The sequence below is a fragment of the Liquorilactobacillus hordei DSM 19519 genome, assembly GCF_019443985.1.
Classification (GTDB): Bacteria; Bacillota; Bacilli; order Lactobacillales; family Lactobacillaceae; genus Liquorilactobacillus; species Liquorilactobacillus hordei.
Map to the genome: position 1 here is coordinate 711,096 of NZ_CP049303.1, position 26,457 is coordinate 737,552.

Genomic DNA, 26,457 nt, shown 5'->3' on the forward strand with positions numbered 1-26,457 from the left:
ACATAAAAATGGCAGAGAACAATTTACAAACTATAACCGGCAAACTCTGGGCAATGGCGAATGAACTCCGGGGGAATATGGATGCTGCTGAATATAAGAACTACATTCTAGCATTCATGTTTTATCGTTATTTATCTGAATTCCAAGAGCATTATTTGGTTGAAAATAATGTTTTAGATATTTCAGAAGGAGAGTCAGTAAACAAAGTATATTTAAAAGAAGCAAACGGAGAAGATCTTAAAGAATATCTTGAAGATATTTCTTCAAGTCTTGGATATGCAATTGCACCACTAGATACATGGGAATCACTGATTAATAAGATTGATAATAGTATGGTTATTCCAAGTGATTACCAGACTATCTTTGATAATTTCAACAAAAATACTGAACTTAATAAAGAAGCCTCACAAGATTTTCGAGGAGTCTTCAATGACATAAATTTAGGTGATTCTCGCCTGGGCTCATCCACAAATGAACGTGCCAAGTCTTTGAATCGGATTGTAAAATTGGTTGATGACATTGATTATAAGGGTGAAGATGGGAAAGATATTTTGGGTGTTATTTATGAATATCTGATTGGACAATTTGCCGCTTCGGCGGGAAAGAAGGGCGGAGAGTTCTATACGCCGCATGAAGTATCTAAAATTCTTGCAAAGGTAGTAACTGACGATATTGAAGAGTCGGATAGAACATTTTCCGTCTATGATCCAACTTGTGGTTCAGGATCATTGCTTTTGACAGTTGGTAATGAATTACCAGGTGGAACCCATCCTGGAGCAATTAAGTATTATGGTCAGGAGAAGAATACGACAACTTATAACTTAGCACGAATGAATTTAATGATGCATGGAGTTTCTTTTAATAATATGGCACTTTCTAATGCCGATACACTTGAAAGTGATTGGCCAGATGGACTTGATGTTAAAGGAGTGGATCATCCGCGGTCTTTTGATGCGGTAGTTGCGAACCCCCCGTACTCAGCCCATTGGGATAATAGTGAAACAAAGTTAAGGGATCCACGTTTCAGTGATTATGGTAAACTTGCACCTAAGACGAAAGCAGACTATGCATTTGTTCTTCACAGCTTGTATCATCTAAATGAAGAAGGAACCATGGCGATTGTATTACCACATGGTGTGTTATTCCGTGGCGCTGCAGAAGGAGTAATTCGCAAAAACTTGATTGAACATAAGAGTGGAAATCGAATTTATGCTGTTATTGGGTTACCCGCAAACCTATTTTATGGTGTATCAATTCCAACGACTATTCTTGTGTTCAAGAAGAAACGTACTACAAAGGATATTTTATTTATTGACGCAAGTAATGAGTTTGAAAAAGGTAAGAATCAAAATAGATTGAGTAACGAAAACATTAATAAAATTGTAGAAACTTATCGAAATCGAGTAAATGTTGATAAGTATGCACACCTTGCCTCAATAGATGAAATTCGTGAGAACGAGTATAATTTGAATATTCCACGCTATGTAGATACTTTTGAAGAAGAAGAGCCAATTGACTTACAAGAGGTTAAGTCTTTGTTAGCTAAAGATAACCAAGAAATTGCAGAACTTGAAGCAAAAATTGCAGAGCAATTAAAAATTTTAGGAGTATAGCTCAATAAATTTAATTTGAAGTTAAAAAAAGAGACCAAGAAATGAAATTCTGGGTCTTTTTGCGTACGTTTGGGAACAGCGTAAGTTAGGGGAAGTTGGTAAAACACAATCTGGAATTGGTTTTCCAGATGCTGAACAAGGTGGAACAGAAGGTGTTCCATTTTACAAGGTATCGGATATGAACAAGCCTGGTAACGAGCATGAAATGGTTAACGCCAATAATTATGTCAATTACGAGCAGTTGTCACGCAAAAAATGGAAAATAATTGAGACGGTCCCAGCAGTCATGTTTGCGAAAGTTGGAGCAGCGATCATGCTCAATCGTAAACGTCTTGTGACAAGTCCATTCTTAATTGATAACAACACCATGGCGTATGTCTTTGATGGCTCTTGGAATATTGATTTCGGAAAGACTTTGTTTGAAACAATCAACTTACCTCGATATGCACAAGTTGGTGCTTTGCCTAGCTATAACGGTTCAGATATTGAATCTATCGAAGTAACTTTGCCGAACAAAGGTGAACAAGTCAAATTGGGAGCATTTTTCAAAAGCCTTGATGACACTATCACTCTTCATCAGCGTAGGTCATTCTCGTAAGGTAATAGTTAGCTACTTAAACTTGATAATGAACGCATGACTAGGTCAATGTCTTTGTTTTCAAGTTCAGAGATAATATGCAGGTAAGTTTTTTGAGTTGTTGTCATACTTGCGTGACCGAGACGACGGGCCACGCTGGCAATCGAAACTCCTGCAAACAGTAAAAGAGAGGCATGAGTGTGACGTAATCCATGAATTGAAATAATTGAAATTCCTGCATTTTTACAATGCTTTTCAAGTCGCTTGTTGGGAGTTGAGTTCCAAACTTTTCCATGGACAAAAATTGGCTTTTCTTCAGGTAGTCCTTTGATTAACTCAGTGAATTGAATAGCGGTTTGCCAATCAATTTGAATTTTTCGATTTGATGTCAGGTTTTTAGTTGGTAAAAAACCGGTGTTATTTTTATAGTCCCAAGTTTTATTGATGTTTAATGATTGATGTAAAAAGTCAAAATCACTGGGTGTTAATGCAAGTGCTTCGGAAAAGCGAATTCCAGTCTTAGCGATTAAGAGAATCATCCAATCCCAATCGAGTGTTGACCCAAGTGTTAAGTCTGCTAAAAGTTTATGAACTTCAAATTGATTTAAAAATTTTGTTTTTTTGTTGCGTGGAGTACGACCCTTGATAATTGCTTTACGCGTTGGATCATGTGTAAGCCAGCCCTCATCAACTGTGTCTAGTATTGCAGCTTTTAATTGATGGTGGAAATCCATTGTGGTTTGTCTTTCATGGAATTGTGCATAGTCATTAAGTAATTGTTGGTAGGATGTACGGGTGAGCTGACATATTTCAAGAGTCGGAATAAGTTTCATGAGCCAATGTTGTGTCATCATGTATTTTTGTAAGGTTACTTGGCGCACTGCTCCTTCTTTATAGATTTTAATCCAACGGGCATAATATTTATAAAAAAGTTCATGTTTTGTATTTTGATTATCTGCCATTTGATTATCTCCTCATTATTTATTGAGTATTTGAGAATGCCCTACGCTGATGAAGGGTGATAATATTATCAAATGGGTTTGAAACATGGTTTACTTTTTTTATGGAAACTTATAAAAATGATTCAAATATATTTTATTACAGTTTATAATTAACACAATAGTAAGTAATTTAATAAATTAGGGGAAAATTGTGAATGATAAAAAAGGTGGGTTTTTAAATCAATATATATTAAGCAACACAACAGGAATCTTATTTACCAACAAATTAGCTACGGGAATGATTAAGAGAATACCAGGTACTGTATTAATAAGTATTAATCAAAAAGTTGGCTTTCGCTTGGCAACCAAATTTGGTTCCAAAGGTCTCATTAATTTAGGCAAGATGGTCCCAGTTTTGGGTGCTGTTGTTGGAGGAGCCTTTGATACAACTTCTACCTTGGCAATTGCTTCATTGGCTAAGAAGACCTTTTTGGAAGATGGCGTAGCAATTGGGGATGGAACAGTAATTGATAAAAAAGTATTGGAAGTTGTTCCTGAAGAAAATAACTGAACATAAGTTGAAGAGAACTTTTAATAAGGCAAGCTATTTATCATTTAGAATCAAGCAAAATTTTAGATTGAAATGATAGTAAAAAAATACCAATCTCAAAAATTAGGCTTTTTAGTCTGATTTTTAGAATTGGTATTTTTTTGCTGTAATTATTAGAGTGCTATTTATTTAATATACGTATACTTATAATTCCACTGTGTTCCGGCAGTATTATGGATAATCCCCTCAACATCAGATTTCTGCAAGTAAGATGTAACTTGTTGATAAATAGGTGTTACTCCTTGATCGCCATTGAATATTTTAGCTGCAGCAACCAAGTCACTCCAACGTTTATTTGTATTATTAGCATCTTCGTTTTGTGCTTTCTCTATGAGTGCATCATATTGAGAACTTGAGTATCCACCATAATTATAAGAAGTTCCAGTTAACGGAATTTGAAGGAATGTGATTGGATCATTGAAATCACCACCCCAACCAGATAAGTACAGATCAAAATCTCCATCCTTGGCATTTTGCGAAGCATTATTGCTTGGTACACTGCGAATGTTTATTGATAGACCAGGTAAGACTTTAGCATATTGTGACTGTAGGTATTGAGAAACAACGCTACTGCTACTATCATCGTTTGAAGATAATAATGTTAGTTTTAGACTCTTAAGTCCAGTTTCTTGCAGACCTTTTTCCCAGTATTCTTTTGCTAGCTTTTCATTGTAAGTGACAGTGTTTTTAACTGTTTGTTGTTTAGCAAAATCTTCACCAGTTTTTGGATCCTTTGCTAACCCAGAAGCCACAAAACCAGTTGGAATGTAGGAACCATCCCCTAATACTTTCTTAGTAAGAACTTGACGATTAATTGCTAAAGACATTGCTAGACGAATATAACGATTATTTAATGCCTTGCGCTTATCAGTATCTTTATCATTGAAGTTATAAGCAAGATATGAGATGTAAGAATATGGATATGATTTAAACTGTGATGAATTTTTGTAATTTTTGACTTGTTGGTTAGACAAAGGTGTCAAATCCAATTTGCTTTGTTGATATAATTCATGACCAGTTGTTGGGTTTTCTACAACTGTATAGTTGATTTGATGTAGTTTGACTACGCTCTTATCCCAATAATGACTATTTTTTACGAATTTCCACTTATTGCCTGTTCCAGTCCATGACTTGATTGTGAAGGGACCAGAGTAAACCATATATTGTGAACGAGTCCCATATTTACTACCGTACTTTGCTACGACTTTTTGATTTTGTGGTCCAAATAATGGATATGCCATCAAGACTTTGAAATAAGAGATTGCTTTATCAAGTTTGATGACAACAGTTTGTTTGTCAGTGGCACTGATACCAATCTGATTAGCAGACTTTTTACCAGCGATAATGGCATTAGCGTTTTTGATACCGCTGAATAAATAAGAATATGGTGATTTCGTTTTAGGATTTATTGTTCTGCGCCATGAGTAAACAAAATCTTGTGCGGTTATGCGGTCACCATTGCTCCAATATGCTTTTCTAATTTTGAATGTCCAAGTTTTACCATCTTTGGAAACACTACTAGATTTAGCTAAACCTGCTGTTGTGGAGCCATTTTTCCCCAAGCGGTAAAAGCTTTCAAAAACATTACCAGTTTGGCCGTAACCTGTCGATTTCGAAATATCAATCGTACTTAATGGCGCAGTAGTGCTAAGGTTTAAAACCTGTTTTTGTGTACTGCTAGTCTGCTTTCCACATGCAGTAAGCAATAAAAATAAACTAGCAAAGATTGTTGTGACAGCAATTTTTCTTGAATTCATTGATCGTTCATCCCCAATTTTCTTAATAAGTACATTATTTGTAGCAATCTATTTAATTTTGCATGGCGGTACTTCCTCTAGAACTACCACGCCAGAAAACTAACCATGCACTAATCTTATGAAATCTAATTCTTGTCATAAAAGTTCCCCTTTTTACCATGATCCATTTATTTATAAATAAAAAAGTCCCCGCAACTTAATGCAGGGACGTCAAAACGTGGTACCACCCAAATTTACCACGGGTGTAATAATTCCGCAGCCTCACTAACACAATAAAGAAATATTATGTTACAGACGATATCGAGTCAAAACGTGCTAGCAGCTTGCACTTTTAGCGAAAACTCTGGATTCATCTTCATCGAATTTTAGATTCTGCTCTTTCACTATTAGCAGTCGCTGATTATCTAATCAACTCGATTACTCTTTCCTTCAACGTTCAATTATCATACTTTCTTTTTGATAGTATAAATGTTACTGAATTTTAAGTCAACTGTCAGTCCTAAAAAGCAGAAATTAAAATAATTACTATACATAATAGGTAAATAATTTATAATTTACTATTAATTCAATAATATTTTTAAAATAGACTATAATTAGTGAAAATACAGAATTAGATGGAGTTGGATGGTAAAATAAAGTAGCAAGATTTTTCATTGAAAAGTATTAAAAATAAAATCTTAAATTACAAGGAGATTTTTTTGAAGAAAGAACTGAGGAAGCTAATAGATTTACCTGAAGGCAATCTAAGTTTTAAGGATAAAACGGTTATGTATATGATGAACAATCTTGGCAATGTGGATCCGGAATTAAGAGATACATTGATTTATAGTTTGTTCGCAAGAGGTTTTGAAGAAAAGTCGTTCACAACAAAGCAACAACAAATGATTATCACTGGTTTTATAAATAATCTAGGATTGTTTACAGAAATTGGCAGAAAAAAGGATGATCGTGTCTTTTTGCGATCATTTAGTGCATTATTGGGTAGCATCCTACTGGACGCTGATGGAGAAACGCCGCTTTTTACCGATAAACAGCGAGAGCTTATTTTTAAAAGTGCAATTGATAATTTGAAAAAAGAAAGTGATTTTCGTGGATATGTTCCTGAAAAAGGATGGGCACATGCGATTGCCCATGGTAGCGATTTCTTAGGTTATTCAATCTCACACAAAAATTTTCATACAGCAGATATTAATTCTATTTTTGATGTAATGCGATGTATCATGAATAAGCTTACTGTGCCCTTTATTGATGAAGAAGAACAGCGGATTGCGTATGCCTTTTTTCAGGGGGTTTCATCAAAAAATATTAAAGAACAGGACTTAGTATCTTTCATTCAAAAATATGACAATGAGGTATGGGAAAAATATAGTGAAAGTAAAGATGAATTGTCAGCATTCTATCGTTTATCTACATGGTTTCATATTATGCAGAATTGGTATTTTATGTTTTTCGAATATCAGGATATTAAGGAAATTTTGTATTTGAGAATTAAAAAGTATTTAGAAAAGATGTTTAATTAAGAGCAATTCTTTACTAAAATAGCTTAGTTAATTAGTTTGAAAGGAACTGTAATTATGGATAAACGAAGTGTTAAAACGCAGACAAAGACTGAAAAAGCACTATTCGAATTAATGCAGCATGATAATTTTTCGGATATTTCAATCACTAATATTGCAAATCAGGCAGGAATATCAAGGATGGCATTTTATAGAAATTATAGCAGTAAAGAAGACATTCTAAATAAATTTATTCAAAAGGAATATGATCAGTTTATTAGTGATATTTCACAGCATAGCTTAGATAAATTAGAACAATTGTTAGAGGTTTATTTTGGCTATTTTAGAGATAATCCGCAGGTTTTATCAGCAATTGTGAACGCTGCAATTGAAGGATTAGCTTTAGAGAAACAAAGTAAGTATTTGAATGATTTCTTTAGACTTAAGATAAGAGATGAGCAACCTTCACAGTACGAAATAGCCTATTATTCTGGGGCAATTTTTTCAAGTTTATTGTATTGGCGAAAAACAGACTACAAGCGTCCAGCTAAGAAGTTTGCAGATCAATTAGCTAAGAAAATAAGGAAGGATCTGCAAGAAAAAAATGGGGAAACGATTATTTAAGTGATGGTTACTGTACTGCAACTAAGAAGGTCAAGTAGATAGATAAGCAAAGAGGAGTTGGTGCAAAAGTTGATTTTGTCCCAGCTCCTCTATTTGTGGATAAAGATATTTCGCAATTTAAAATTCAGCGTTAATTCCAACGATTGCCGATTGTACGTGACTTTTAAACGTATTCTTGCTTAGCTTAAAGACCTTCACCATTAGTTTTGGTCTCACGAATGTAAACAGGATCGTTAGCAGTTATTTTGGAATCATTAGTGGAACAGCAAGTATTTGATTTTTTACAGCAGTGCTCAGTTTTTAGAAGTTTATTACTACAAAAATGTCCAACAACAGCTCCAGAAACAAAAATTAAAGAAGCTACAATTAAATTATGTTTTTTCATTATTATTCCTCCTAAATTAGTTTTTCTTCCTTGAGAATTTCTTCTAAATATGTTCCTTGAATTTTTTTCAAGAAAGAATCGAGACCGACTTTTTCAATTTTATTCAACGGCAGTTCTTGAAGAGACTTTTGATCGTTTAAGTAATAAACAGAATCTAAAATTGTTCTGAGATCAAATGAAGAAGCGAATACTTCAGGGATTCCGCGATCCACATCAAGTAATTGATAGACTGCTTCCATTGCGGTTCTTACAGAATATTCAGTCGTGAAAACAGTATCTCTCGAAGTTTCAGCAAAATTACCAATGAAAGCAAGATTTTGTGAACCAGTAGGGACAACTAAGGGACGATCGCCCTCAGTTCTTGGCATAAAGTATGAGGTAATGTAAGGCATATTCACGGGAACTGAATTAGCAGACTTAGCGATACTATCAATTTGTTCTTCCGGAACACCAATATGGTATAAGAATTCTTTACAAATCTCTTCACCACTGCAGTCGGTAATTTTTTTGTGAACATAATTTCCAGGTTGATCAGAAAATAAGCCATACAGCCATACAATTAATTCATTTGATTTTTGTTGTTGAAAATGAGGTTGCCGACTGATAGAGATTCCTAAAAGCCAGTTTGAATCTTTGATTGAAACTGGACCGCTTGTTACAATTGAGCCACTGTGAGGATCTTTACCAGTAATTTTTTTAATATAGGGAATAATACGGTCATCAGTGAAAGTACAAGTAGCCGAAATTACCCAGTTCGCTTTAGGAATATTTTTATAGAATTTAGAAGGACGTCCAAATTCCGTGTCTTGATCCGCTAGTTTTTCCCAGAGATCCCAGCTTGCTCCAGCCTTGTGTTCTTGTGGAGCAGGATGAGTATTATCGCCATAAGTGGTACTTTCTGTAATTGAACCATTAGTAACGAACACTAAATCATCTGGACTAAGTGAGATACTCTCTTTTTCACCATCAACAGTTAAAACAAGTTCAGTAGCAGTCTTTTTACCATTAGAAAGGCTAACGATAATATTATCAACAGTTGTATTATATTGAAAATCAACGTTTTTATCTTTGAGGAACTTGATAAGAGGTTTGACTAAGGATTCATATTGATTGAATTTTGTGAATTTTAAAGCTGACATGTTTTGAAGAGTTCCTACATGATGAACAAAACGTAGTAAATAGCGACGCATTTCAATCGCACTAGCCCAAGGCTCAAAAGCAAACATTGTTGACCAATATAACCAGAAGTTTGATTTAAAGAATTCGCTACCAAAAACTTCATTGATTTTAACATCACCAAGTTGCTTTTCAGATGTTAGAACTAGTTTGGCAATTTCTGTAATTGCCTTACGTGAGAGGGTTAACTGTCCGTCAGTTGTAATTTGTTCACCCCGATTTTCAATGGCACGAGTTGTCGAATAACTAGGATCTTTTTTATTCAACCAGTAAAACTCATCAAGAACAGAAGTTTCTGGGTCATCTAAAGTAGGAATTGAACGAAATAAATCCCATAGTGTTTCAAAATGAGGTTCCATCTCCCGTCCACCACGAATGATATAGCCTCTTTGTTCATTCAAGATCCCATCCATACTTCCACCGGGTAATTCTAATTCTTCAAAGATATGAATGTTATTTCCTGGGACCTGTCCGTCACGAATCAAGAATGCAGCAGCAGCCAATCCAGCCAAACCAGAGCCGACAATATAAGCTGATTTATTTTCAGCATTTTCTGGCTTTTGAGGATGAGCAAAAGCTTCATAGTTACCATTACTGTAATACATGAAAATCCCTCCTTAAATAAAAACCTTCGTCAGTTTAGTTACAGATGTAACTAAACTGAGTATAGAACATGAATTATAATTTTTCAACGAAAAGACTGAGGTAAAAGGTTGTGGACAAGGCAAGTCATTTTGGGTGTACTAGCGTTAGTTCACTTTTATAAGTATGAAGAATAGATTTATTACAATATAATGAAACCGTATTCAAAAGGAGTCGATATTCAATGCCAGAAAAGAAGAATTTGGACGCAAAGGATCAAGAAATTTTGAGCCTGATTTTAAAACAAGTAACAATCCATTATCAGAATATATCTGAGAGTACTGGGTATTCTAGAAAAACAATTGCTAATCATTTAAATCACATTGAAGAATTTCTGGATGAATATAACGTCGAATTAATCAGAAAAAGGGGGAATGGCATACAAATAAAAGGTGATGTGAAGCAATTGGGGATGCTTAAGAAAATGTATTTTGAAGACGATGAAGTTACATTATCATTGTTGTCAAAATTGACATTTTCCAATCATCCATTGAAGATTCAAGAATTGGCTGATTCTTTTTTTGTAAGTCGAGCTCTAATTGAATCAAAAATTCAAAAGGTTAAACCGACACTTGATAGGTATGGAATTACAATTAAGACTCAAGGACATGAAGGTTTAATTGTTGATGGAACTTCCAAGCAAAAAAGAAAATTCGCGGCTGATTTATTATATAAGTTTTGGAATACACAAAGTGATGAAGTAATTGTCAATGAAGAAATACTGGCTAATATTATTGATAAGAATTTGTTAGAAAAAATAATCAAGATTACTGCAGACTTTATAACAAGTTCAAAATTGAATTTCACGGATTATGAAAAAGAGTCATTAATAATTCATCTTGCTATATCTTTATCTAGAATTAGTGAAAAAAGTGAATTCAAAAAGTTTAAGGCGACTGGGGTTCTTAATAAAGAAACGCTTTACTTAGTTAAAAAACTAGAAGAGGAATTCAAAATAAAAATTCCAGAAGCTGAGAAGAATTACTTGGATATCCATATTCGTTCAGTGAAAGCAGGAATGAATGAAGAAGTTGACACTAACTATAATTCTGAATTATCTGAATTTCTAGAGCAAAATATCGATGAATATGATACCAATCTTTTGAATGGATTAACGCTACATCTGACACCTGCAATTAAAAGAATTAATTTAGGGTTGAGTATTAGAAATCCCTTGAAAGACGAGATAAAACAAAATTTTGTTAGAGCTTACGAGGAGGCTCTAAAGTTAAGCAATCTAATTCACAGAAAATATACCGTTAGCTTTGATGATGATGAGGTTTCATATATTGCATTACATTTTCAGGCGTATTTTGAGAGAGAAAAGACAACTTTTAGTGTTTATCTTGTTTGTAGTTCAGGGCTAGGCACGGCACAATTGCTTAAACAACGGTTGTTACAAAATTTTTCGAATCAATTAGAAGTTTTAAGAGTGTTGTCAAATAATGAATATCAGAATTTGAGCACAGATGAAATAAGAAAAGCCGATTTAGTCATTGCAACCATTAATACGGTAGAACGAGATGTACCGCTGATTGTTGTAACACCGTTTTTAGATATTAGTGCGGTTGGAGAAATAAAAGCAAGTTTAAGAAAAGTAGCATATAGAAATAAAAAATTTGGAATGCGAAATTTAATCACATTAGACAACATTATTATAAAAAATGAACGTGTTACTTTTGAAGATGCTGTTACAGAGATAAGTAAAATTGCTGAGAAGAAAAAAATTTCAAATATAGGTTTAAAAAAGGCTATTTTAGAACGAGAAAAAATATCGTCGACTTTTTATGATGAAGTAGGTTTACCACATGCTACAAAGGAAAATGTTAAGCAATCAGCTGTTTTTGTTTTTATTTCTGAAAAGGGCATTTATAAAGGGTATGAAAAAGTAAATATTTTATTTTTCTTACTTTTGACAGATGATGCTAAACCTTTTATCAATGAATTTTATGAATCATTGAATGAGATAGTTATGAACAAAAAGAAAATCAAAAAAATTATTAAGGCTACGACAAAAGCGGAAGTTATACATGAATTGGAATCAAGAGAAAAAGAGGGTAGTGAGAATGAGTGATAATATAAGTGAATTTATTTCCGAGAAAAATATTGTTCTAGATCTAAATGCTTTAAATCAAATAGATGCGATTAAAAAACTGGCAATTCTTTTGAAGGAAAATGGATATATTGATGATGCTTTGGCATTTCAGAGCGATGTTCTAGAAAGGGAAAAAGCTTCAACAACAGGAATTGGTAATGAATTGGCCATTCCTCATGGTAAGAGTAAACATGTTATTAGAACGACAATGATGTTTGCCAGAAATGAAGAAGGAATTGAGTGGAATTCATTAGATGGTTCCAAAGTAAAGAATATTTTTTTAATGGCTGTTTCATCAGAAGATAAAGGTAATGAACATCTAAAAATGTTAGCAACGTTATCAGGTGAATTAATGGATGATGATTTTGTGGAAGCAATAAAGAAAGCCGATTCAAGAGAAAAAATATTAAAAATATTACAAAAAAGGGGAAATGAAAGATGAAAATAGTTGGAATAACAGCATGTATAGCAGGAATTGCACACACATATATGGCGGCAGCTAATTTAAAGAAGTTTGCTAAAAAAGAAAATTATGAAATTAAGATTGAGACACAAGGGGCAATGGGAATTGAGAATGAATTGACGCAAGCCGAAATTGATGAAGCAGATGTAGTTATTTTTGCGGTAGACACAACTGTACAAAATGAAGACAGATTTGTTGGGAAAAAGATTTTAGAAGTTGGGACTTCAAAGGTTGTTAAAGATGGGAAGTCAACTATAGAAGATGCTATTAAGTTAGCGAGAGGAGAATGAAGATGGGTGGATTTAAAGGAGAAATGAAAAAACTAGCAGCATATTTTCAAACTGGTGTTTCGTACATGATTCCATTAGTTACTGCTGCAGGTTTATTGACTTCAATTGCAGTTATTTTCGGTGGAAATGGTGTTTGGAATGAAACATCAACTATTTGGGGAAATATTAGATTACTTGGCCAAACCGGATTAACCTTTATCGTTCCAATGATTGCTGCATATATTGCTTTTGCAATTGCAGATCGTCCAGGATTGGCCCCAGCTTTCATAGTTGGATTGATTGCCTCAAAGATGGGAACGGGATTTTTAGGAGGGATGTTAGTAGGTATTTTAGTTGGCTATAGTGCTAAATGGTTGAAAAAAATTCCAATGCCAGCAAATTTACAGTCTGTAAAATCACTGATCATTATTCCATTTTTAGCAACTCTTATAATTGGTCTCTTGTTGATATATGTGATTGGTACGCCTATTCAGGGAATGACAACATTCTTAACTGCTTGGCTTAAGGGAATGAGTGGAGCAAATGCAGTATTAATGGCAGGAATTCTAGGTGCGATGATGGCTGTTGATATGGGTGGCCCTATCAACAAAATTGCTTATGCTTTTGGAATGGCTGCGTTCACTTCTGGAGGATATCAAGCAAGTACAGCAATGTTAATGGCGATTGGAATACCACCTCTTGGAATGTTTGTTGCTACATTATTGGGCGGCAAGAAACTTTATTCTGAGCAAGAAATTGAAAGTGGAAGATCTGCGCTAGTAATGGGAATTGTTGGTATTACAGAGGGAACAATTCCTTTTGCAGTTGCTGATCCTATTAGAGTTATTCCAAGTATCATTGTGGGAACTTCATTAGGATGTGCAATTAATGGCTTCTTTGGAACATATCAAAAGACTGCACTTTCAACAGTTATGGCAATTCCATTTTCTTCTAATTGGATACTTTATACTATCGCCATTTTGATTGGTGTTTTCACCGTTGCTATTTTGACCAATTTATTGAAAAAATTTACAAAAACAAATGCTGAAGTAGAAGAATAATAAGGAGGCAAGCAAGTGGTAAAAGCACATCTAGTAAATCATACCCACTGGGATAGAGAGTGGTATTTTACAGTAATGGATTCACAAGTTTTGGCGGATCAGGTTTTTACAGAGATACTTGAAGAACTTGAAACGCATCCAGAAGCCAATTTTTGTCTTGACGGCCAGACATCTATTCTTGATGAATATGTAAATACTCATCCTGAAAACTTAGATAGAATACGAGAATTGGTGAAAGATGAAAGATTGTTTGTAGGACCTTGGTATACTCAAACAGACGCTTTGATTCCTGATGCCGAATCTATTTTGCGAAATCTGTATATTGGTATAACTGAAGCTAATAAAAAATACGGAAAAGCAATGATGATCGGTTATTTGCCTGATACATTTGGATTTAATGCGCAAATGCCGATGTTATTAAATCAAGCTGGAATAGATAGTATTCTTTTCTGGAGAGGAACCAATTTTGATACGCAAGTCTCATCGCCTTATTTTAGATGGAATTCATTGGGGAATGATGAGGTAATCGCTGCTAACTTTCCTTTTGGTTACTTTACGGGCCAGATTGGATTAGATGCTAAAGAAAAAATGGATAGTTTTATCAGTGATAGGTATGACCCAAATATCAAATTTTTACACGAGCATGGTAATAATAATGACGTTTTGATGCCTTCAGGAATTGATCAGATGAATATTGTCCATAATATTGCAGAAACAGTAAAAAAGATTAATGCACAAAGTAGCTTTGAGACAAAAATCAGTACCTATCAAGAATTTGTAGATGTTTTGAGAACCAAAGATCTGCCAGGGTATAGCGGTGAGTTACGTCTACCGACATATTCAAGAATTCATAGAACAATTGGTTCAGTAAGACAATCAATAAAAAAACAAAATTTTAAAATCGAGCAAAAAATTTTAAAACGTGTCGAACCTTTGATGGTAATCGCTGAAAGTGCGGGAATTAAAGTTGGCAAAGGGATGCTAACTTTGTTATGGAAAAAATTGTTAGAGTCACAAGCACATGATTCACTGGGCGGAAGTGTCTCTGATAATGTTGCTGAAGATATTATGCATAGATTCAAAGAAGCAAATGAGTTAGCAGATGGAATTGAAAATCTAATCAAGAAGAAAATAGGAGATTCCTTGAAGTTAGGTGATAATGAGCTGCTTTTATTTAATACTACACCGCAGAGCTTTGATGGTTTTAAGAAAGTAAGTATTATGGCCCGTTCGAAAAATATTAAATTTGATAATGTTGAATATCAATCAGTGAAGGTCGAGAAACATTATCCTATGAGGAAACATGTTTTAAAAATGACAGAAAAGGGCAGAGAATATTTTGATGAACCTGAGTACTTTTCATTGATATGTAAGATTAAAGTACAGCTCAAGCCATTAGGTTATACAATCATAAAATTCCATGATGTACCTGCTAAAAGTGAAGAAGTTGCAAACAATACGGATAATTATATTGCAACGAATGATCTTAAATTTGAATTTACTAATGGAAAGATAAACTTTGTCAATGGCGATGAAGTTATCCTAGACTTTATTTCATTATTAGATTCTGGAAATGATGGAGATACGTATGATTATTCACCTATTCAAGGAGAAAAGGAAAGCGTCTTGCCTTTTACTGAATGCCGTGTAATACACGAAGATGAGGTGTTTGAAAAATTAATAGTTAGTGGTGAAGAATTTTTACCAGAGACACTTGAGAGCCGGTTAAGCGGAAAGAGGGACAAGAAATTTGCATATCAGCTCGTCATATCACTGAATAAGATTTCACAGGAATTTTCTTTTAAGGTAATTTTTAATAATAATATTGAATCACATCGCTTGCGTTTGCGAATAAATCCCAATAATGAAATTCTAGGGATTAAGGCAGGAATTCAGGGTGGAATAATAAATGTTACAAATAAAAAAGTTGATGAAGATTGGCAAGATAAATTTGATGAGAGACCTGTAAATATATATAATTTTGATAAGTTATTGAATGTTAACGGAAGAAATAATTCCTTTAGTTTCTTTCCAAAAGGATTAAAAGAATTTGAATTTGACAATAGATATCTATATCTAACTTTGTTAGCTACAACGGGGCAACTAGGTAAACCCAATCTGGCATGGAGGCCTGGAAGGGCATCGGGGGACACTACAAATGAAGGTCATATTATGATGCCTACTCCAATGGCACAGGAAAAAGGAAATTGGAAATTCACTATTGGAATGAAATTAAATAAAATAGATGCTGTGCACAGTTTACTGTCAAGAGAGATAAACGGAGCTTTTGATCAGAGTGTCAGTTATCAAAAACAGACATTAAATCTGTTTATAAATCGATTGGATAATAAGATTTGGCCAACAGAAGTTAGTTCACAGATTCCAAGAAGTCTATCACTGGTAGCAGTCGATCATGATGTAGTGGTATCGTCACTTTATCCATCAAGAGAGAACGAGAAGTATCTAATTAGAATTCTAAATGATTCAGATGAAATGTTAGATGTGGCAAATAAAATTAATAGTGAGATTGAGAGAGTTGATTTATTTGAAAATAAATTGAATCAGGGAACTAAGATAATGCCACATACATTTGCAACGTTCAAACTCAGAAATATGATTAATTTTTAAAGAGTATTAAAAATGGAGGCTATGTATGTTAGGCTAGTATTAATAAATAATACTAACAGGGGTATACAAACTTTGAAAAAAACAGGTACGATTAGTCATATTGAATTGTATGTGACAAATTTAAAAGAAACTCGAAAGTTTTGGGAATGGTTATTGGTAGATAAACTTAATTATCAACTTTTTCAGAAATGGGAAAAAGGAGTGAGTTATCGCTTTGAGGGAACCTATATTGTCTTTGTGCAGACAGACAAACTGGAACCAAAATATAATCGGGTTGCAGTGGGACTCAATCATTTAGCATTTTATGTTGAATCTTCCCAGATTGTTGACTTGATTCGCCAAGAAGTTCATGAACGAGGTTATCGTGAACTGTATGTAGATCGCTATCCTCATGCAAACGGAAATGATGTATATACATTGTTTTTTGAAGATCCAGATAGAATTAAAGTTGAGATTGTAAGTGATGAAAGAAGAAAATGAAATGCAAGACGAGAGAGTGGGTCATAAGTTAAGCAGCTTTGAGTACTAACTTAAGATTATGAAAAGCGGCTAATTTTACCAGAGGTAGAGGTTAGACATAAAATTTGACTTATGAAGGACATTTATTCGTAATAACAGAGAGGCTAGATCAAAAATTAATTTTGATTTAGTCTCTTTTATGTTGACAAATGTAAACTTAAACTATATTATATTGTTGAGGATTACAAACGTAAACATAAAAGAGGTGTTCTTAGTGAAAACAAGTGATGCAACAAAAATGAGTCCTGCAGAATGGGAACTTATGCGAATTATTTGGACCAAAAACGGCGCAGGTAGTTCTGAAGTAATTGAATTAATGCAACAAAAGCGTTCTTGGACCGAATCAACGATTAAGACATTATTAAGGCGACTCGTGAATAAAGAAATTCTAAAGACTGTAAAAGATGGGCGTAAGTTTATTTATTATCCAGTTATTGAAGAAAAAGTAGCGATGAATGAGAATGTTACTGAATTATTTGATCATTTATGTAATATGAAAAAAGGAAAAGTTATCATTGAGTTACTGACTAAGTTGGAATTAAGTCGCTCAGATATTGAAGAATTACAAAAAGTGTTAGAGGAAAAAAGTAAAACTGCTCCAGAAATGGTGGAGTGTGATTGTCTACCTGCAGGGATGAAGAATGAATGTTGTTAGATAGTGAAAAAGTACTGGGGGGATAAACGAATGAAGAATGGAGAGAAAAAAACTTCAATGATGGAAATGGATCATACAACAATGGAACATCATCATGATATGTCAAAAATGAACCACGAGATGAAGGATCATAGTATGGGGGCTGAACACATGCACCATATGGGTAACTTTAAGCGAAAGTTTTGGATTTCATTTGTAGTTTCCTTGCCAATCTTCGCACTCTCGTCATTTATGGGCATTGAGTTGCCTATTGATTTATCATTTCACGGTTCGGATTTGCTTGTTTTATTACTAGGAACTTTTCTATTTTTTTATGGTGGACAGCCGTTTTATACCGGAGCGTGGCAGGAAATAAAAGAAAAAAATCCAGCGATGATGACACTTATTACATTAGGAATTAGTGTAGCCTATCTTTATAGTCTGTATGCGTTTATTATGAATCATTTTATTAGTGGAATGCCACATATAATGGACTTTTTTTGGGAATTAGCAAGTCTAATTGTCATCATGTTGTTAGGACATTGGATTGAAATGAATGCGACAATGAATGCTGGAAGTGCGCTTGAGAAAATGGCGGCTTTATTACCAGGTGAAGCACATGTAATTGAAAATGGCGAGATGCACGATGTAATGTTAAGCGAGCTACAAGAAGGACAGCAAGTGAAAGTTCTAGCGGGAGAGAAAATACCAGCTGATGGCAAGGTCATTAGTGGTGCGAGTTCGGTAAATGAGTCGTTAGTAACTGGGGAGTCTAAGTCTGTCTCAAAGACAGAAAATGACAAAGTTATTGGTGGTTCGTTGAATGGAGATGGAACACTACTTGTTCTGGTTACTGGAACTGGAGAAAATGGTTATCTGGCGCAGGTTGGTAAACTTGTTAGACAAGCTCAGCAAGATAAATCAAAAGCTGAATCTATTGCTGATTGGGTATCTAAGTGGTTATTTTATGCAGCTTTGATAATTGGATTTGCAGCCTTTTTAATTTGGCTGAATCTAGTTGATATGAATACTGCTCTTAATCGAATGGTTGCTGTGTTAGTAATAGCTTGTCCACATGCACTTGGACTAGCTATCCCACTTGTTGTTTCGAGGAGTACTTCGTTAGCAGCAACACATGGATTACTGATCCGTAATCGAACAGCTTTAGAACAGGTGAAGCAATTAGATATGATCTTGATGGATAAGACTGGAACTTTGACTGAGGGTGTTTTTAAGGTAAATGAAGTTAAAAGCCTAAGAGCGAATTATTCAGATGAGGATGTTTTGAGTTTAATGGCACAACTTGAAGCAAATTCGAGTCATCCATTAGCTGCCGGTATTCTTGCAGAAGTGAAGAATAGAAAAGTAAAAATAAATTCTGCAACTGATGTTCAGACGGTCAAAGGTGTGGGACTCATTGGCAAAATTGATGACCACGAATATAGAATTGTAACTGCTAATTATTTGAAAAAAAATAATATTGATTTTGATGAAACACAGTTTACTGTTTTGGCTCAAAAAGGAAATTCCATTAGTTATTTGATGAAAGAAGATCAAGTTCTAGGCTTTGTTGCACAAGGAGATCAAATTAAGAAGGAATCAAAATTGTTTATTGCTGAGTTGCATAAACTAGGAATAAAGCCGGTTATGTTGACTGGAGATAATGACCTGGCTGCTCAAAAGGTAGCACAACAATTGGGGAAAATTAAAGTTAAATCGGAATTAAAACCAGAAGATAAAGAAAAGATTGTTAGACAGTATCAAAGTGAAGGACACCATGTGATGATGATTGGTGATGGGGTTAACGATGCTCCGAGTTTAGCGCGAGCCGACATTGGTGTGGCGATAGGTGCAGGAACAGATGTGGCAATTGATACCGCTGATGTAATTTTGGTTAAGAGTAATCCAAAAGATGTTTTGGAATTCCTATATCTTGCTAGAGCAACTAATCGCAAAATGATTGAAAATCTATGGTGGGGTGCAGGATATAATATTGTTGCACTTCCATTAGCTGCCGGTATTCTTGCAGGAATAGGATTTGTTTTGAGCCCAGCAATTGGAGCGATTGTGATGTCACTTTCAACGATTATCGTTGCTTTAAATGCAATGACATTGAAAATTGAGAGATAGGGGGGAACCTAGTGAAAAGAGAAGATTACGCAATCGATGGGATGGTGTGTGCTTCATGTTCACTGACAATTGAAAAGGCAGTTGGTAAGTTAGCGGGAGTTGCCGATGTTAGCGTGAATTTGACAACTGAAAAGATGAATGTGGCATACGATACGAGAGCGTTAGATGAACAGAAAATTATTTCAGCAGTCAGCGATGCAGGTTATGGTGCAAAACTACTTGCCGGAACTTTTTCTGAGATAGAACAGCAGACAGATAAAAAGACAAGACAATTGGACAAATTATGGCTACAATTTATTTACTCTGCTATCTTCACAATCCCACTTTTATATATTGCGATGGGATCAATGATAGGACTCTGGCTGCCAAGTTTTATACAGCCTGCTTCTAACCCCAAGGTTTTTGTAATGATTGAATTGTTGTTAGTATTGCCTGTAATTATTTTAAATCTTGACTATTTTAAAATCGGATTCAAAACCTTAATACGGGGACATCCAAACATGGATTCGCTTGTTGCACTTGGATCTGGAGCAGCATTAATTTATAGTTTCTTTGGCACAATTCAAGTTTTTATGGGTAATTATAGTTATTCTGACACACTTTACTATGAAGCGGCAGGTACTATTTTAACGTTAATTACACTGGGAAAATATTTTGAAACTGTTTCTAAGGGGAAAACTTCAACAGCAATAAAGAAGTTGTTAGATTTAACGCCTAAAACCGCAAATGTCATAATTAATGGTCAAGGAAAAGAAATTTCTTTAGCTGATGTAAAGCTTGAAAATATTGTTATTGTTCGTCCAGGACAAAAAATCCCAGTTGATGGACAAATTATTGAAGGAAATTCTACTGTTGATGAATCTTTATTAACTGGCGAAAGCATGCCCGTGACAAAGAAAATTGGAGACGATGTATTTGCGGGAAGCTTGAATCAAAGTGGAACATTCGAACTTAAGGTTACAAAGAACCAAAAAGAAACAGTCTTGGCTCAAATTATTAAATTAGTAGAAAATGCACAAGCTCAAAAAGCTCCGATTGCAAAAATCGCGGATAAGGTATCTGCAATTTTTGTCCCAGTTGTAATTACTCTAGCATTGTTAGCTGGGCTTGGTTGGTACTTTATTGGGGGTGAATCTTTTAGTTTTTCGTTGACGATTATGATTGCTGTGTTAGTAATTGCTTGTCCTTGTGCACTTGGGTTAGCGACACCAACTGCAATAATGGTTGGAACAGGAAAAGGGGCAGATAACGGGGTATTTTTTAAGAGTGGAACAGCCCTTGAATCACTTCAAAATGTTCAAACCATTGTGTTAGATAAGACGGGGACAATTACGACGGGAATTCCAAGTGTTACTGATATTGTGTCTTTTAATAACTTTACAAAACAGTCGGTATTGGAACTTGCTACAGCATTAGAGTACAATTCTGAACATCCTCTTGCAAAGGCAATTATGATGTATGCCAAGGAGTATAATGTGAATGCAATGAAAACTTCAAATTTTCAATTAGTGGAGGGAAAAGGCATTCAGGCTGTTGTGGATAGTAGTACTGCTAGTTTAGGAAATGAATCGTTGATGGAAGTAAATAAGATAAATATATTGCCACAGGTAAAGTTGCAGGTAGACAAATTAGCATTACAAGGGAAAACACCGTTACTACTAGCACTTGATACACGATTAGTCGGAATTATTGCGATTTCAGATCCCGTCAAGAATTCAAGTCGCGCTGCAATTTCTAAATTACAAGATGCAGGACTTGAAGTGATTATGATGACTGGAGATAACAAAAAAACTGCGGCAGCAATTGCTAAACAAGTTGGTATAAAAGTAGTTAAAAGTGAAGTCATGCCTGCGGATAAAGCTCAAAATATTCAGGCATTGCAAGCGTCTGGAAAACTAGTTAGCATGGTGGGAGATGGAATAAATGATGCTCCTGCATTAGCACAGGCTGATGTTGGAATTGCGATTGGTTCAGGAACAGATGTAGCAGTTGCGGCAGCCGATATTGTATTATTCAATAGCAATTTGTTGGATGTTGTGACTGCGTATAGGCTCAGTAGGGTAACTATTCGCAATATTAAGGAAAATCTCTTTTGGGCCTTTGCGTATAATATACTAGGTATTCCGGTTGCGATGGGAGGATTATTTTTATTTGGTGGTCCATTGCTTAATCCAATGATTGCGGGGGCTGCAATGAGTTTTAGTTCGGTTTCAGTTTTATTAAATGCATTGCGTCTTAGATCTTTTAAATCGTCTGAAGAAATGTAAAAACTAATAAGGAGTGAATATAATGGAAAAAACATATGATATTATAGGTATGAAGTGTGATGGGTGTGTTAAGAAGGTAAAGCGAGCCTTTACGGGAGTTGCAGGAGTAATGAAGGTTGACGTCAATCTTCATGATGGTAAGGCAGTTGTTGCTGGTAACTTCGATGAGCAAAGTTTGCAGTCTTCGTTAGCTGATACGCATTATAGTGTTAAACTATAAAAAACATATTTAAAGCTGATAATTATTGATGATCTAAAATAAAATTATAAGATTATTATTAAGAAACAGTATAAGGTTTTTCTAAAGGTCTGCATAAGTAAAAAAAGTAGGCCTTTTTTGTGTATAAATTTTGAGACAATTTAGTTTGGAAAAATAAATTGAATAATATTAATTATTTTTTGAATATTAAATCCAAATTAACTATTGAAATTTAATTTTAATGTAGTAGAATGAAAAACATCAATTACACAACTTGTTTATTTTAGAAGGAGGATTGTACTGATGACATTCAAAAAGATAGTAAGTAAGCAAATCAATATTATTAGCCTAGTCATTATTAGGATGCCGCAGTGCAATCCAGTGACATAGGCTTTTTCGTCACGATTCACATTGCGGCATGTAAAACTGCGATGTGGATAGTGAGGGGTAAATACAAACATTTTAAGAAAATGAAACCTTTCAATACTACACCGTAGTTTTATCATTGCTGATAAACTGGGGTGTTTTTTTGTGTGAGAAAGGGGAATTATCATGGTTAAAGATATACATAATTATGCAGAAAATCAGCTTAACGATTTTCTTGAGTATCTTGCAATTCCAAGTGTTTCTGCGGAGAACAAAGGAATTAAAGAAGCTAGTGATTGGTTAGTAAAAAAGTTTGAACAATTAGGAGCGAAGAAATCTGAAAAATGGGAAAAAAAGGGACAAAATCCATTTGTTTATGCAGAATTCGAGGGAAAGAGTTCAAAAACAGTTCTATTTTACAACCATTATGATGTGCAGCCCGCACAACCATTAAATGAATGGCAAACAGAGCCGTTTAAACCAACTTTTGTTGATGGAAAATTGGTTGCTAGAGGAGCAAGTGATGATAAAGGTGAACTTATGGCTCGCCTAGTAATGGTGAAGTGGTTTCAAGAAAACGGTGGTCTTCCTGTGAACTTGAAATTCTTTGTAGAAGGGGAAGAAGAGATTGGAAGCTTGCATGTTGATGAGGCAGTTAAAGAGCATGCAGAAGAATTAGAAGCCGACGCTTGTATTTGGGAAGGCGGTGGTAAAAACTCTGTTAATCGCTTTGAAGTTATTAGTGGAATGAAAGGAATTGTCAGTTTTGATATTGAAGCTGTTACTGCAGATGTTGATATGCATTCTTCGCTTGCGTGCTTTGCACCAAATGCAGCTTGGAGACTTGTCCAAGGATTAGCAACGTTAAAAGATAAAAATGGACGAGTTACTGTAGAGGGATTCTATGATGATGTTGACGAATTGACATCTGTAGAGAAAGCGGCAGTTGAACAGATGGATTTTGATGAGGAAAAAGTCAAAAGAACATTTGGGTTAAAGCGTGAATTTATAACAGATAAGCCAGCTTATGCTTTTGTAAATGAGCCAACGATGACAATAAATGGTCTCACTTCTGGTTACGAAGGAGAAGGAGTTAAGACAGTTCTTCCGAAGTATGCAAAAGCAAAATTAGATTGTCGTCTAGTACCCAAGCAAAATCCAGAGAAAATTGTAAGATTAGTCGAAGCGCATCTAAGAAAAAATGGTTTTGCAGATTTAAAAGTCACATTCAATCTTGGTGAAAATGCTTTTCGCTCAGATTCAAGTCATGCCTTTGTACAACTCGCCATGACTACTGCAAAGAAAGTTTATGGGGATGATCAAGTGAAATATGTGCCAAATGCTGCAGGTGGTGGACCAATTGAATGCTTTGGTAACGTGCTTAAACTGCCAATTGTATTAGTGGGAGTACATAATGCAGCCAGTGGAGCGCACGCACCGAATGAACATATTTTAGTTAGTGATTTTGTTCAGGGTGTCGAGTATCTTATAGAATTATTACAGAAATTTTAGGGGGATTTTAGTATGAAGTTAAGTAGAGTTTTGGCGTCAGGCGGATTAGCAGTTGTAGCAGGTCTTTTTTTACTAGGAACATCCAGTAGGAACGTTGATGCTGCGACTAAACAAGTTTTAAATTGGAGTGAACCGTCATCTCTTGAAACACTAGATCCGGATCAAGTTGATGATTCTGTTGGGGGAGAGATTCTTCGTAACAGTAATGAGGGACTTTATGTTTTGGATGGTAATAACAAGTTGAAGTTGGCAGGGGCATCGAATGTTACAGTATCTAAAGATGAAAAGACATATACCTTTACCTTAAGAAAAAATGCTAAATGGAGTAATGGTAAAGCAGTTGTTGCTGCGGATTATGTTTATGGTTGGCGCAGAATGGTAACGCCAGCAACGGCTGCACCAAACGCTTACCTTTTTGATGGTATCCAAAATGCTGAAGATATTATGAATAGTAAAAAATCACCTGATACATTGGGCGTTAAGGCTGTAGGAAAATACAAGTTAGTAGTGACATTAGATAAGACAATTCCATATTTCAAAAAATTACTTGTGATTGCAAGTTTTAATCCTTTAAACGAAAATGCAGTTAATAAATATGGGAAAAAATATGGAACCTCTTCAAAATACACATTGTATAATGGCCCCTTTGTTGTTAAGGGCTGGACAGGCACAAATGATAAGTGGAATCTACAGAAGAACAATTATTATTGGGACAAGAATCAAGTTAAGTTAGCAAAAATAAATTTCCAAGTAACAAAGAGTACAACCACGTCATATAATCTATATCAAAGTGGTAAATTAGATGAGACGCTTTTGAGTAGCGAACAAGCTCGTCAATTGAAAAACAATAAAGAGTTTAAGTCATTAGAACAAGCAAGAACGACGTATGTTGATTACAATACAACTAGGAAAGCCTTAAAAAATAAGAATATCCGCAAAGCATTGTCCTATGCTGTAAATCGTAAACAGCTTGTTAAAAAAGTTTTAGGTGATGGTTCTGTTGTATCAAAGAATTTTGTTCCAGAAGGGTTAACGAGTTATAAAGGAAAAGATTTTGCCAAAGATGCTCAAGTAAAAGAAGCATCAGAACATAGTAAAACACTAGCTAAGAAGTATTGGAAAAAGGGTTTAAAAGAACTGGGCGTTAAGAAACTGACATTAACATTTCTTAGTGACGATGATGATACGAGCAAGAATACAGGCGAATTTTTACAGAGCCAATATGAGACTACGTTGCCAGGGTTAACTGTCAATCTCTCAGATATGCCAAAGAAAAATAGAATAACTAAGATGATGAATCAAGACTTTGATCTTGTATTAACAGGTTGGGGTGCAGAATTTACTGACCCGTTGACATACTTAAACTTAATGACAAGTGATAATGTTTATAACTTCGGTAAATGGAATAATAGTGATTACGATAAGTATGTTTCAAGCGCTAAGAATGATAATGCAAGTGATGCAGCTGGCAGATGGAAAGCAATGACCAATGCTACGAACGTTCTTGACGAGGAACAACCACTTGCTTTATTATATCAACCAACGTCTGCACTTTTGTTAAAGTCAAATGTTAAGGGAGTTAAGTACAATTCAGTTGGTGGATTTGTCTGGAAGAATGCATATATAAAATAACTGAATTGAGATATGCTGGATTTTATATAGTATAAAAAGTAAATAAATCAATTTTCATAATTTTAGAAATTAATACAAATGTCTAGGGTTGATTTAGATAAAAGGATTGGCAAAGAACACTCCTTTTATCTAAGATTAGCCCTAGATTTTTTCTCAACTAACAAAATGGTAAAGATAAATACAACTATAAGATTATTGTGATAAGAGACAAAGATTGGACCAAAGGTTAAATCCTGGCCCATTTCGCTATCTATTTATGAATAAATGTAAACGTGTTTCATAAGCTAAGATTTTCTATTTTCTTTAGCATACTCAAAATTTACCAATCTAATTTTTAAAACAGAGTGATATTATTACTCTCAAGTCCAAGAAGAAATCTTTTTCGTTCCACTCCACCAGCGTAGCCACCAAGTGAACCATTAGCATTTATTACACGATGACAAGGAATGATGATTGCAATTTTATTTGCGCCATTGGCATTCCCAACCGCCTGAGATTTACCAGAACTACCAAGCAGTTCTGCAATTTTTTTGTAAGTAAGTAATTCACCGGAATGAGTGGTTTGTAAGATATCCCAGACCTGTTTTTGAAAGGGAGTACCATTAAGAAATAAAGGGATAGAAAAGGTCGTTATTTCTTTTTGAAAGTAAGCAGTAAGCTGCTTTTTTAAGGTGAGAAAGGTGCCGGTACTTTTTTCAACCAAGTCAGCTTTATACAATGCACGAACTTGCTGAATCCTCAATGAAAGTTTTTTTGAATCGGTGAATTGCAATAAATAGAGGTAACGATCATCACTAATGCTGATCATTTTACCAATGGGGGTATCTATGTAATTAACGAATAATTTCATGAATTTAAGCC

22 protein-coding genes are annotated in these 26,457 nt (G+C 34.7%); 17 read left to right on the forward strand and 5 right to left on the reverse strand.

Going from position 1 to position 26,457, the window contains the following annotated elements:
- Positions 1–8: 8 nt before the first annotated feature.
- Entirely contained in the window at positions 9–1,613 is a 1,605-nt protein-coding gene (locus tag G6O70_RS04665; protein ID WP_057868628.1) for a type I restriction-modification system subunit M, read from the forward strand.
- A gap of 49 nt (positions 1,614–1,662) precedes the next feature.
- The gene (locus tag G6O70_RS04670; protein WP_258236161.1) at positions 1,663–2,211 is read left to right on the forward strand and encodes a restriction endonuclease subunit S; all 549 of its coding nucleotides are present in this window, start codon (positions 1,663–1,665) and stop codon (positions 2,209–2,211) included.
- Positions 2,212–2,219: 8 nt separating this feature from the next.
- Here G6O70_RS04670 and G6O70_RS04675 read toward each other — a convergent pair whose 3' ends face one another.
- Complete coding sequence (locus G6O70_RS04675; RefSeq protein ID WP_057868626.1) at positions 2,220–3,152, reverse strand: site-specific integrase; 933 nt, start codon at positions 3,150–3,152, stop codon at positions 2,220–2,222.
- 190 nt (positions 3,153–3,342) lie between these two features.
- Here G6O70_RS04675 and G6O70_RS04680 point away from each other — a divergent pair, with 190 nt between their 5' ends.
- The gene (locus G6O70_RS04680; RefSeq protein WP_057868625.1) at positions 3,343–3,702 is read left to right on the forward strand and encodes a hypothetical protein; all 360 of its coding nucleotides are present in this window, start codon (positions 3,343–3,345) and stop codon (positions 3,700–3,702) included.
- A 164-nt stretch (positions 3,703–3,866) separates the two neighbouring features.
- On the opposite strand, the gene G6O70_RS04685 is transcribed toward G6O70_RS04680, so the two are convergent.
- Positions 3,867–5,498: a peptide ABC transporter substrate-binding protein gene (locus G6O70_RS04685; RefSeq protein WP_057868624.1), complete on the reverse strand. Its 1,632-nt coding sequence runs from the start codon at positions 5,496–5,498 to the stop codon at positions 3,867–3,869.
- A gap of 698 nt (positions 5,499–6,196) precedes the next feature.
- Between G6O70_RS04685 and G6O70_RS04690 the strand changes: the two genes are divergently transcribed.
- Both G6O70_RS04690 and G6O70_RS04695 read left to right on the forward strand, forming a co-directional pair.
- Positions 6,197–7,018 carry a DUF2785 domain-containing protein gene (locus G6O70_RS04690; protein ID WP_057868623.1) on the forward strand — a complete coding sequence of 274 codons (822 nt, stop codon included), beginning with the start codon at positions 6,197–6,199 and terminating at the stop codon, positions 7,016–7,018.
- 54 nt (positions 7,019–7,072) lie between these two features.
- A complete protein-coding gene (locus G6O70_RS04695; protein ID WP_057868622.1) occupies positions 7,073–7,618 on the forward strand; it encodes a TetR/AcrR family transcriptional regulator in 546 nt (181 codons plus the stop codon).
- A 184-nt stretch (positions 7,619–7,802) separates the two neighbouring features.
- Here G6O70_RS04695 and G6O70_RS04700 read toward each other — a convergent pair whose 3' ends face one another.
- Complete coding sequence (locus tag G6O70_RS04700; RefSeq protein WP_057868621.1) at positions 7,803–8,003, reverse strand: hypothetical protein; 201 nt, start codon at positions 8,001–8,003, stop codon at positions 7,803–7,805.
- Between the two features lie 11 nt (positions 8,004–8,014).
- Complete coding sequence (locus G6O70_RS04705; RefSeq protein ID WP_057868620.1) at positions 8,015–9,784, reverse strand: oleate hydratase; 1,770 nt, start codon at positions 9,782–9,784, stop codon at positions 8,015–8,017.
- A 221-nt stretch (positions 9,785–10,005) separates the two neighbouring features.
- Here G6O70_RS04705 and G6O70_RS04710 point away from each other — a divergent pair, with 221 nt between their 5' ends.
- The 12 genes from G6O70_RS04710 (at position 10,006) to G6O70_RS04765 (ending at position 25,596) form a co-directional block, all read left to right on the forward strand.
- Positions 10,006–11,895 (forward strand): BglG family transcription antiterminator, encoded by a 1,890-nt coding sequence (locus G6O70_RS04710; RefSeq protein WP_233419094.1) that lies wholly within the window; start codon positions 10,006–10,008, stop codon positions 11,893–11,895.
- Positions 11,888–12,358: a PTS sugar transporter subunit IIA gene (locus G6O70_RS04715; protein ID WP_057868619.1), complete on the forward strand. Its 471-nt coding sequence runs from the start codon at positions 11,888–11,890 to the stop codon at positions 12,356–12,358. The genes G6O70_RS04710 and G6O70_RS04715 overlap by 8 nt, the downstream gene beginning before the upstream one ends.
- The gene (locus G6O70_RS04720; protein WP_057868618.1) at positions 12,355–12,669 is read left to right on the forward strand and encodes a PTS fructose transporter subunit IIB; all 315 of its coding nucleotides are present in this window, start codon (positions 12,355–12,357) and stop codon (positions 12,667–12,669) included. The genes G6O70_RS04715 and G6O70_RS04720 overlap by 4 nt, the downstream gene beginning before the upstream one ends.
- A gap of 2 nt (positions 12,670–12,671) precedes the next feature.
- Positions 12,672–13,709 (forward strand): PTS fructose transporter subunit IIC, encoded by a 1,038-nt coding sequence (locus G6O70_RS04725; RefSeq protein WP_057868617.1) that lies wholly within the window; start codon positions 12,672–12,674, stop codon positions 13,707–13,709.
- Positions 13,710–13,724: 15 nt separating this feature from the next.
- A complete protein-coding gene (locus G6O70_RS04730) occupies positions 13,725–16,337 on the forward strand; it encodes a glycoside hydrolase family 38 N-terminal domain-containing protein (RefSeq protein WP_057868616.1) in 2,613 nt (870 codons plus the stop codon).
- 72 nt (positions 16,338–16,409) lie between these two features.
- Complete coding sequence (locus G6O70_RS04735; protein WP_057868615.1) at positions 16,410–16,817, forward strand: VOC family protein; 408 nt, start codon at positions 16,410–16,412, stop codon at positions 16,815–16,817.
- A 253-nt stretch (positions 16,818–17,070) separates the two neighbouring features.
- Positions 17,071–17,511, forward strand: coding sequence for a CopY/TcrY family copper transport repressor (locus G6O70_RS04740; RefSeq protein WP_157047927.1), 441 nt, complete (start codon positions 17,071–17,073; stop codon positions 17,509–17,511).
- 30 nt (positions 17,512–17,541) lie between these two features.
- Entirely contained in the window at positions 17,542–19,620 is a 2,079-nt protein-coding gene (locus G6O70_RS04745; protein ID WP_187327464.1) for a heavy metal translocating P-type ATPase, read from the forward strand.
- Positions 19,621–19,631: 11 nt separating this feature from the next.
- A complete protein-coding gene (locus G6O70_RS04750) occupies positions 19,632–21,887 on the forward strand; it encodes a heavy metal translocating P-type ATPase (RefSeq protein ID WP_057868614.1) in 2,256 nt (751 codons plus the stop codon).
- Between the two features lie 22 nt (positions 21,888–21,909).
- Positions 21,910–22,107 carry a heavy-metal-associated domain-containing protein gene (locus G6O70_RS04755; RefSeq protein WP_057868613.1) on the forward strand — a complete coding sequence of 66 codons (198 nt, stop codon included), beginning with the start codon at positions 21,910–21,912 and terminating at the stop codon, positions 22,105–22,107.
- Between the two features lie 531 nt (positions 22,108–22,638).
- On the forward strand, positions 22,639–23,964 hold the full coding sequence (locus G6O70_RS04760; protein ID WP_057868612.1) for a M20/M25/M40 family metallo-hydrolase: 1,326 nt from the start codon (positions 22,639–22,641) through the stop codon (positions 23,962–23,964).
- Positions 23,965–23,976: 12 nt separating this feature from the next.
- Complete coding sequence (locus G6O70_RS04765) at positions 23,977–25,596, forward strand: peptide ABC transporter substrate-binding protein (protein WP_057868611.1); 1,620 nt, start codon at positions 23,977–23,979, stop codon at positions 25,594–25,596.
- Positions 25,597–25,930: 334 nt separating this feature from the next.
- Here the strand turns inward: G6O70_RS04765 and G6O70_RS04770 are convergent, their stop codons facing one another.
- Positions 25,931–26,446, reverse strand: a complete 516-nt coding sequence (locus tag G6O70_RS04770) for a methylated-DNA--[protein]-cysteine S-methyltransferase (RefSeq protein ID WP_057868610.1) — start codon at positions 26,444–26,446, stop codon at positions 25,931–25,933.
- Positions 26,447–26,457: the final 11 nt, after the last annotated feature.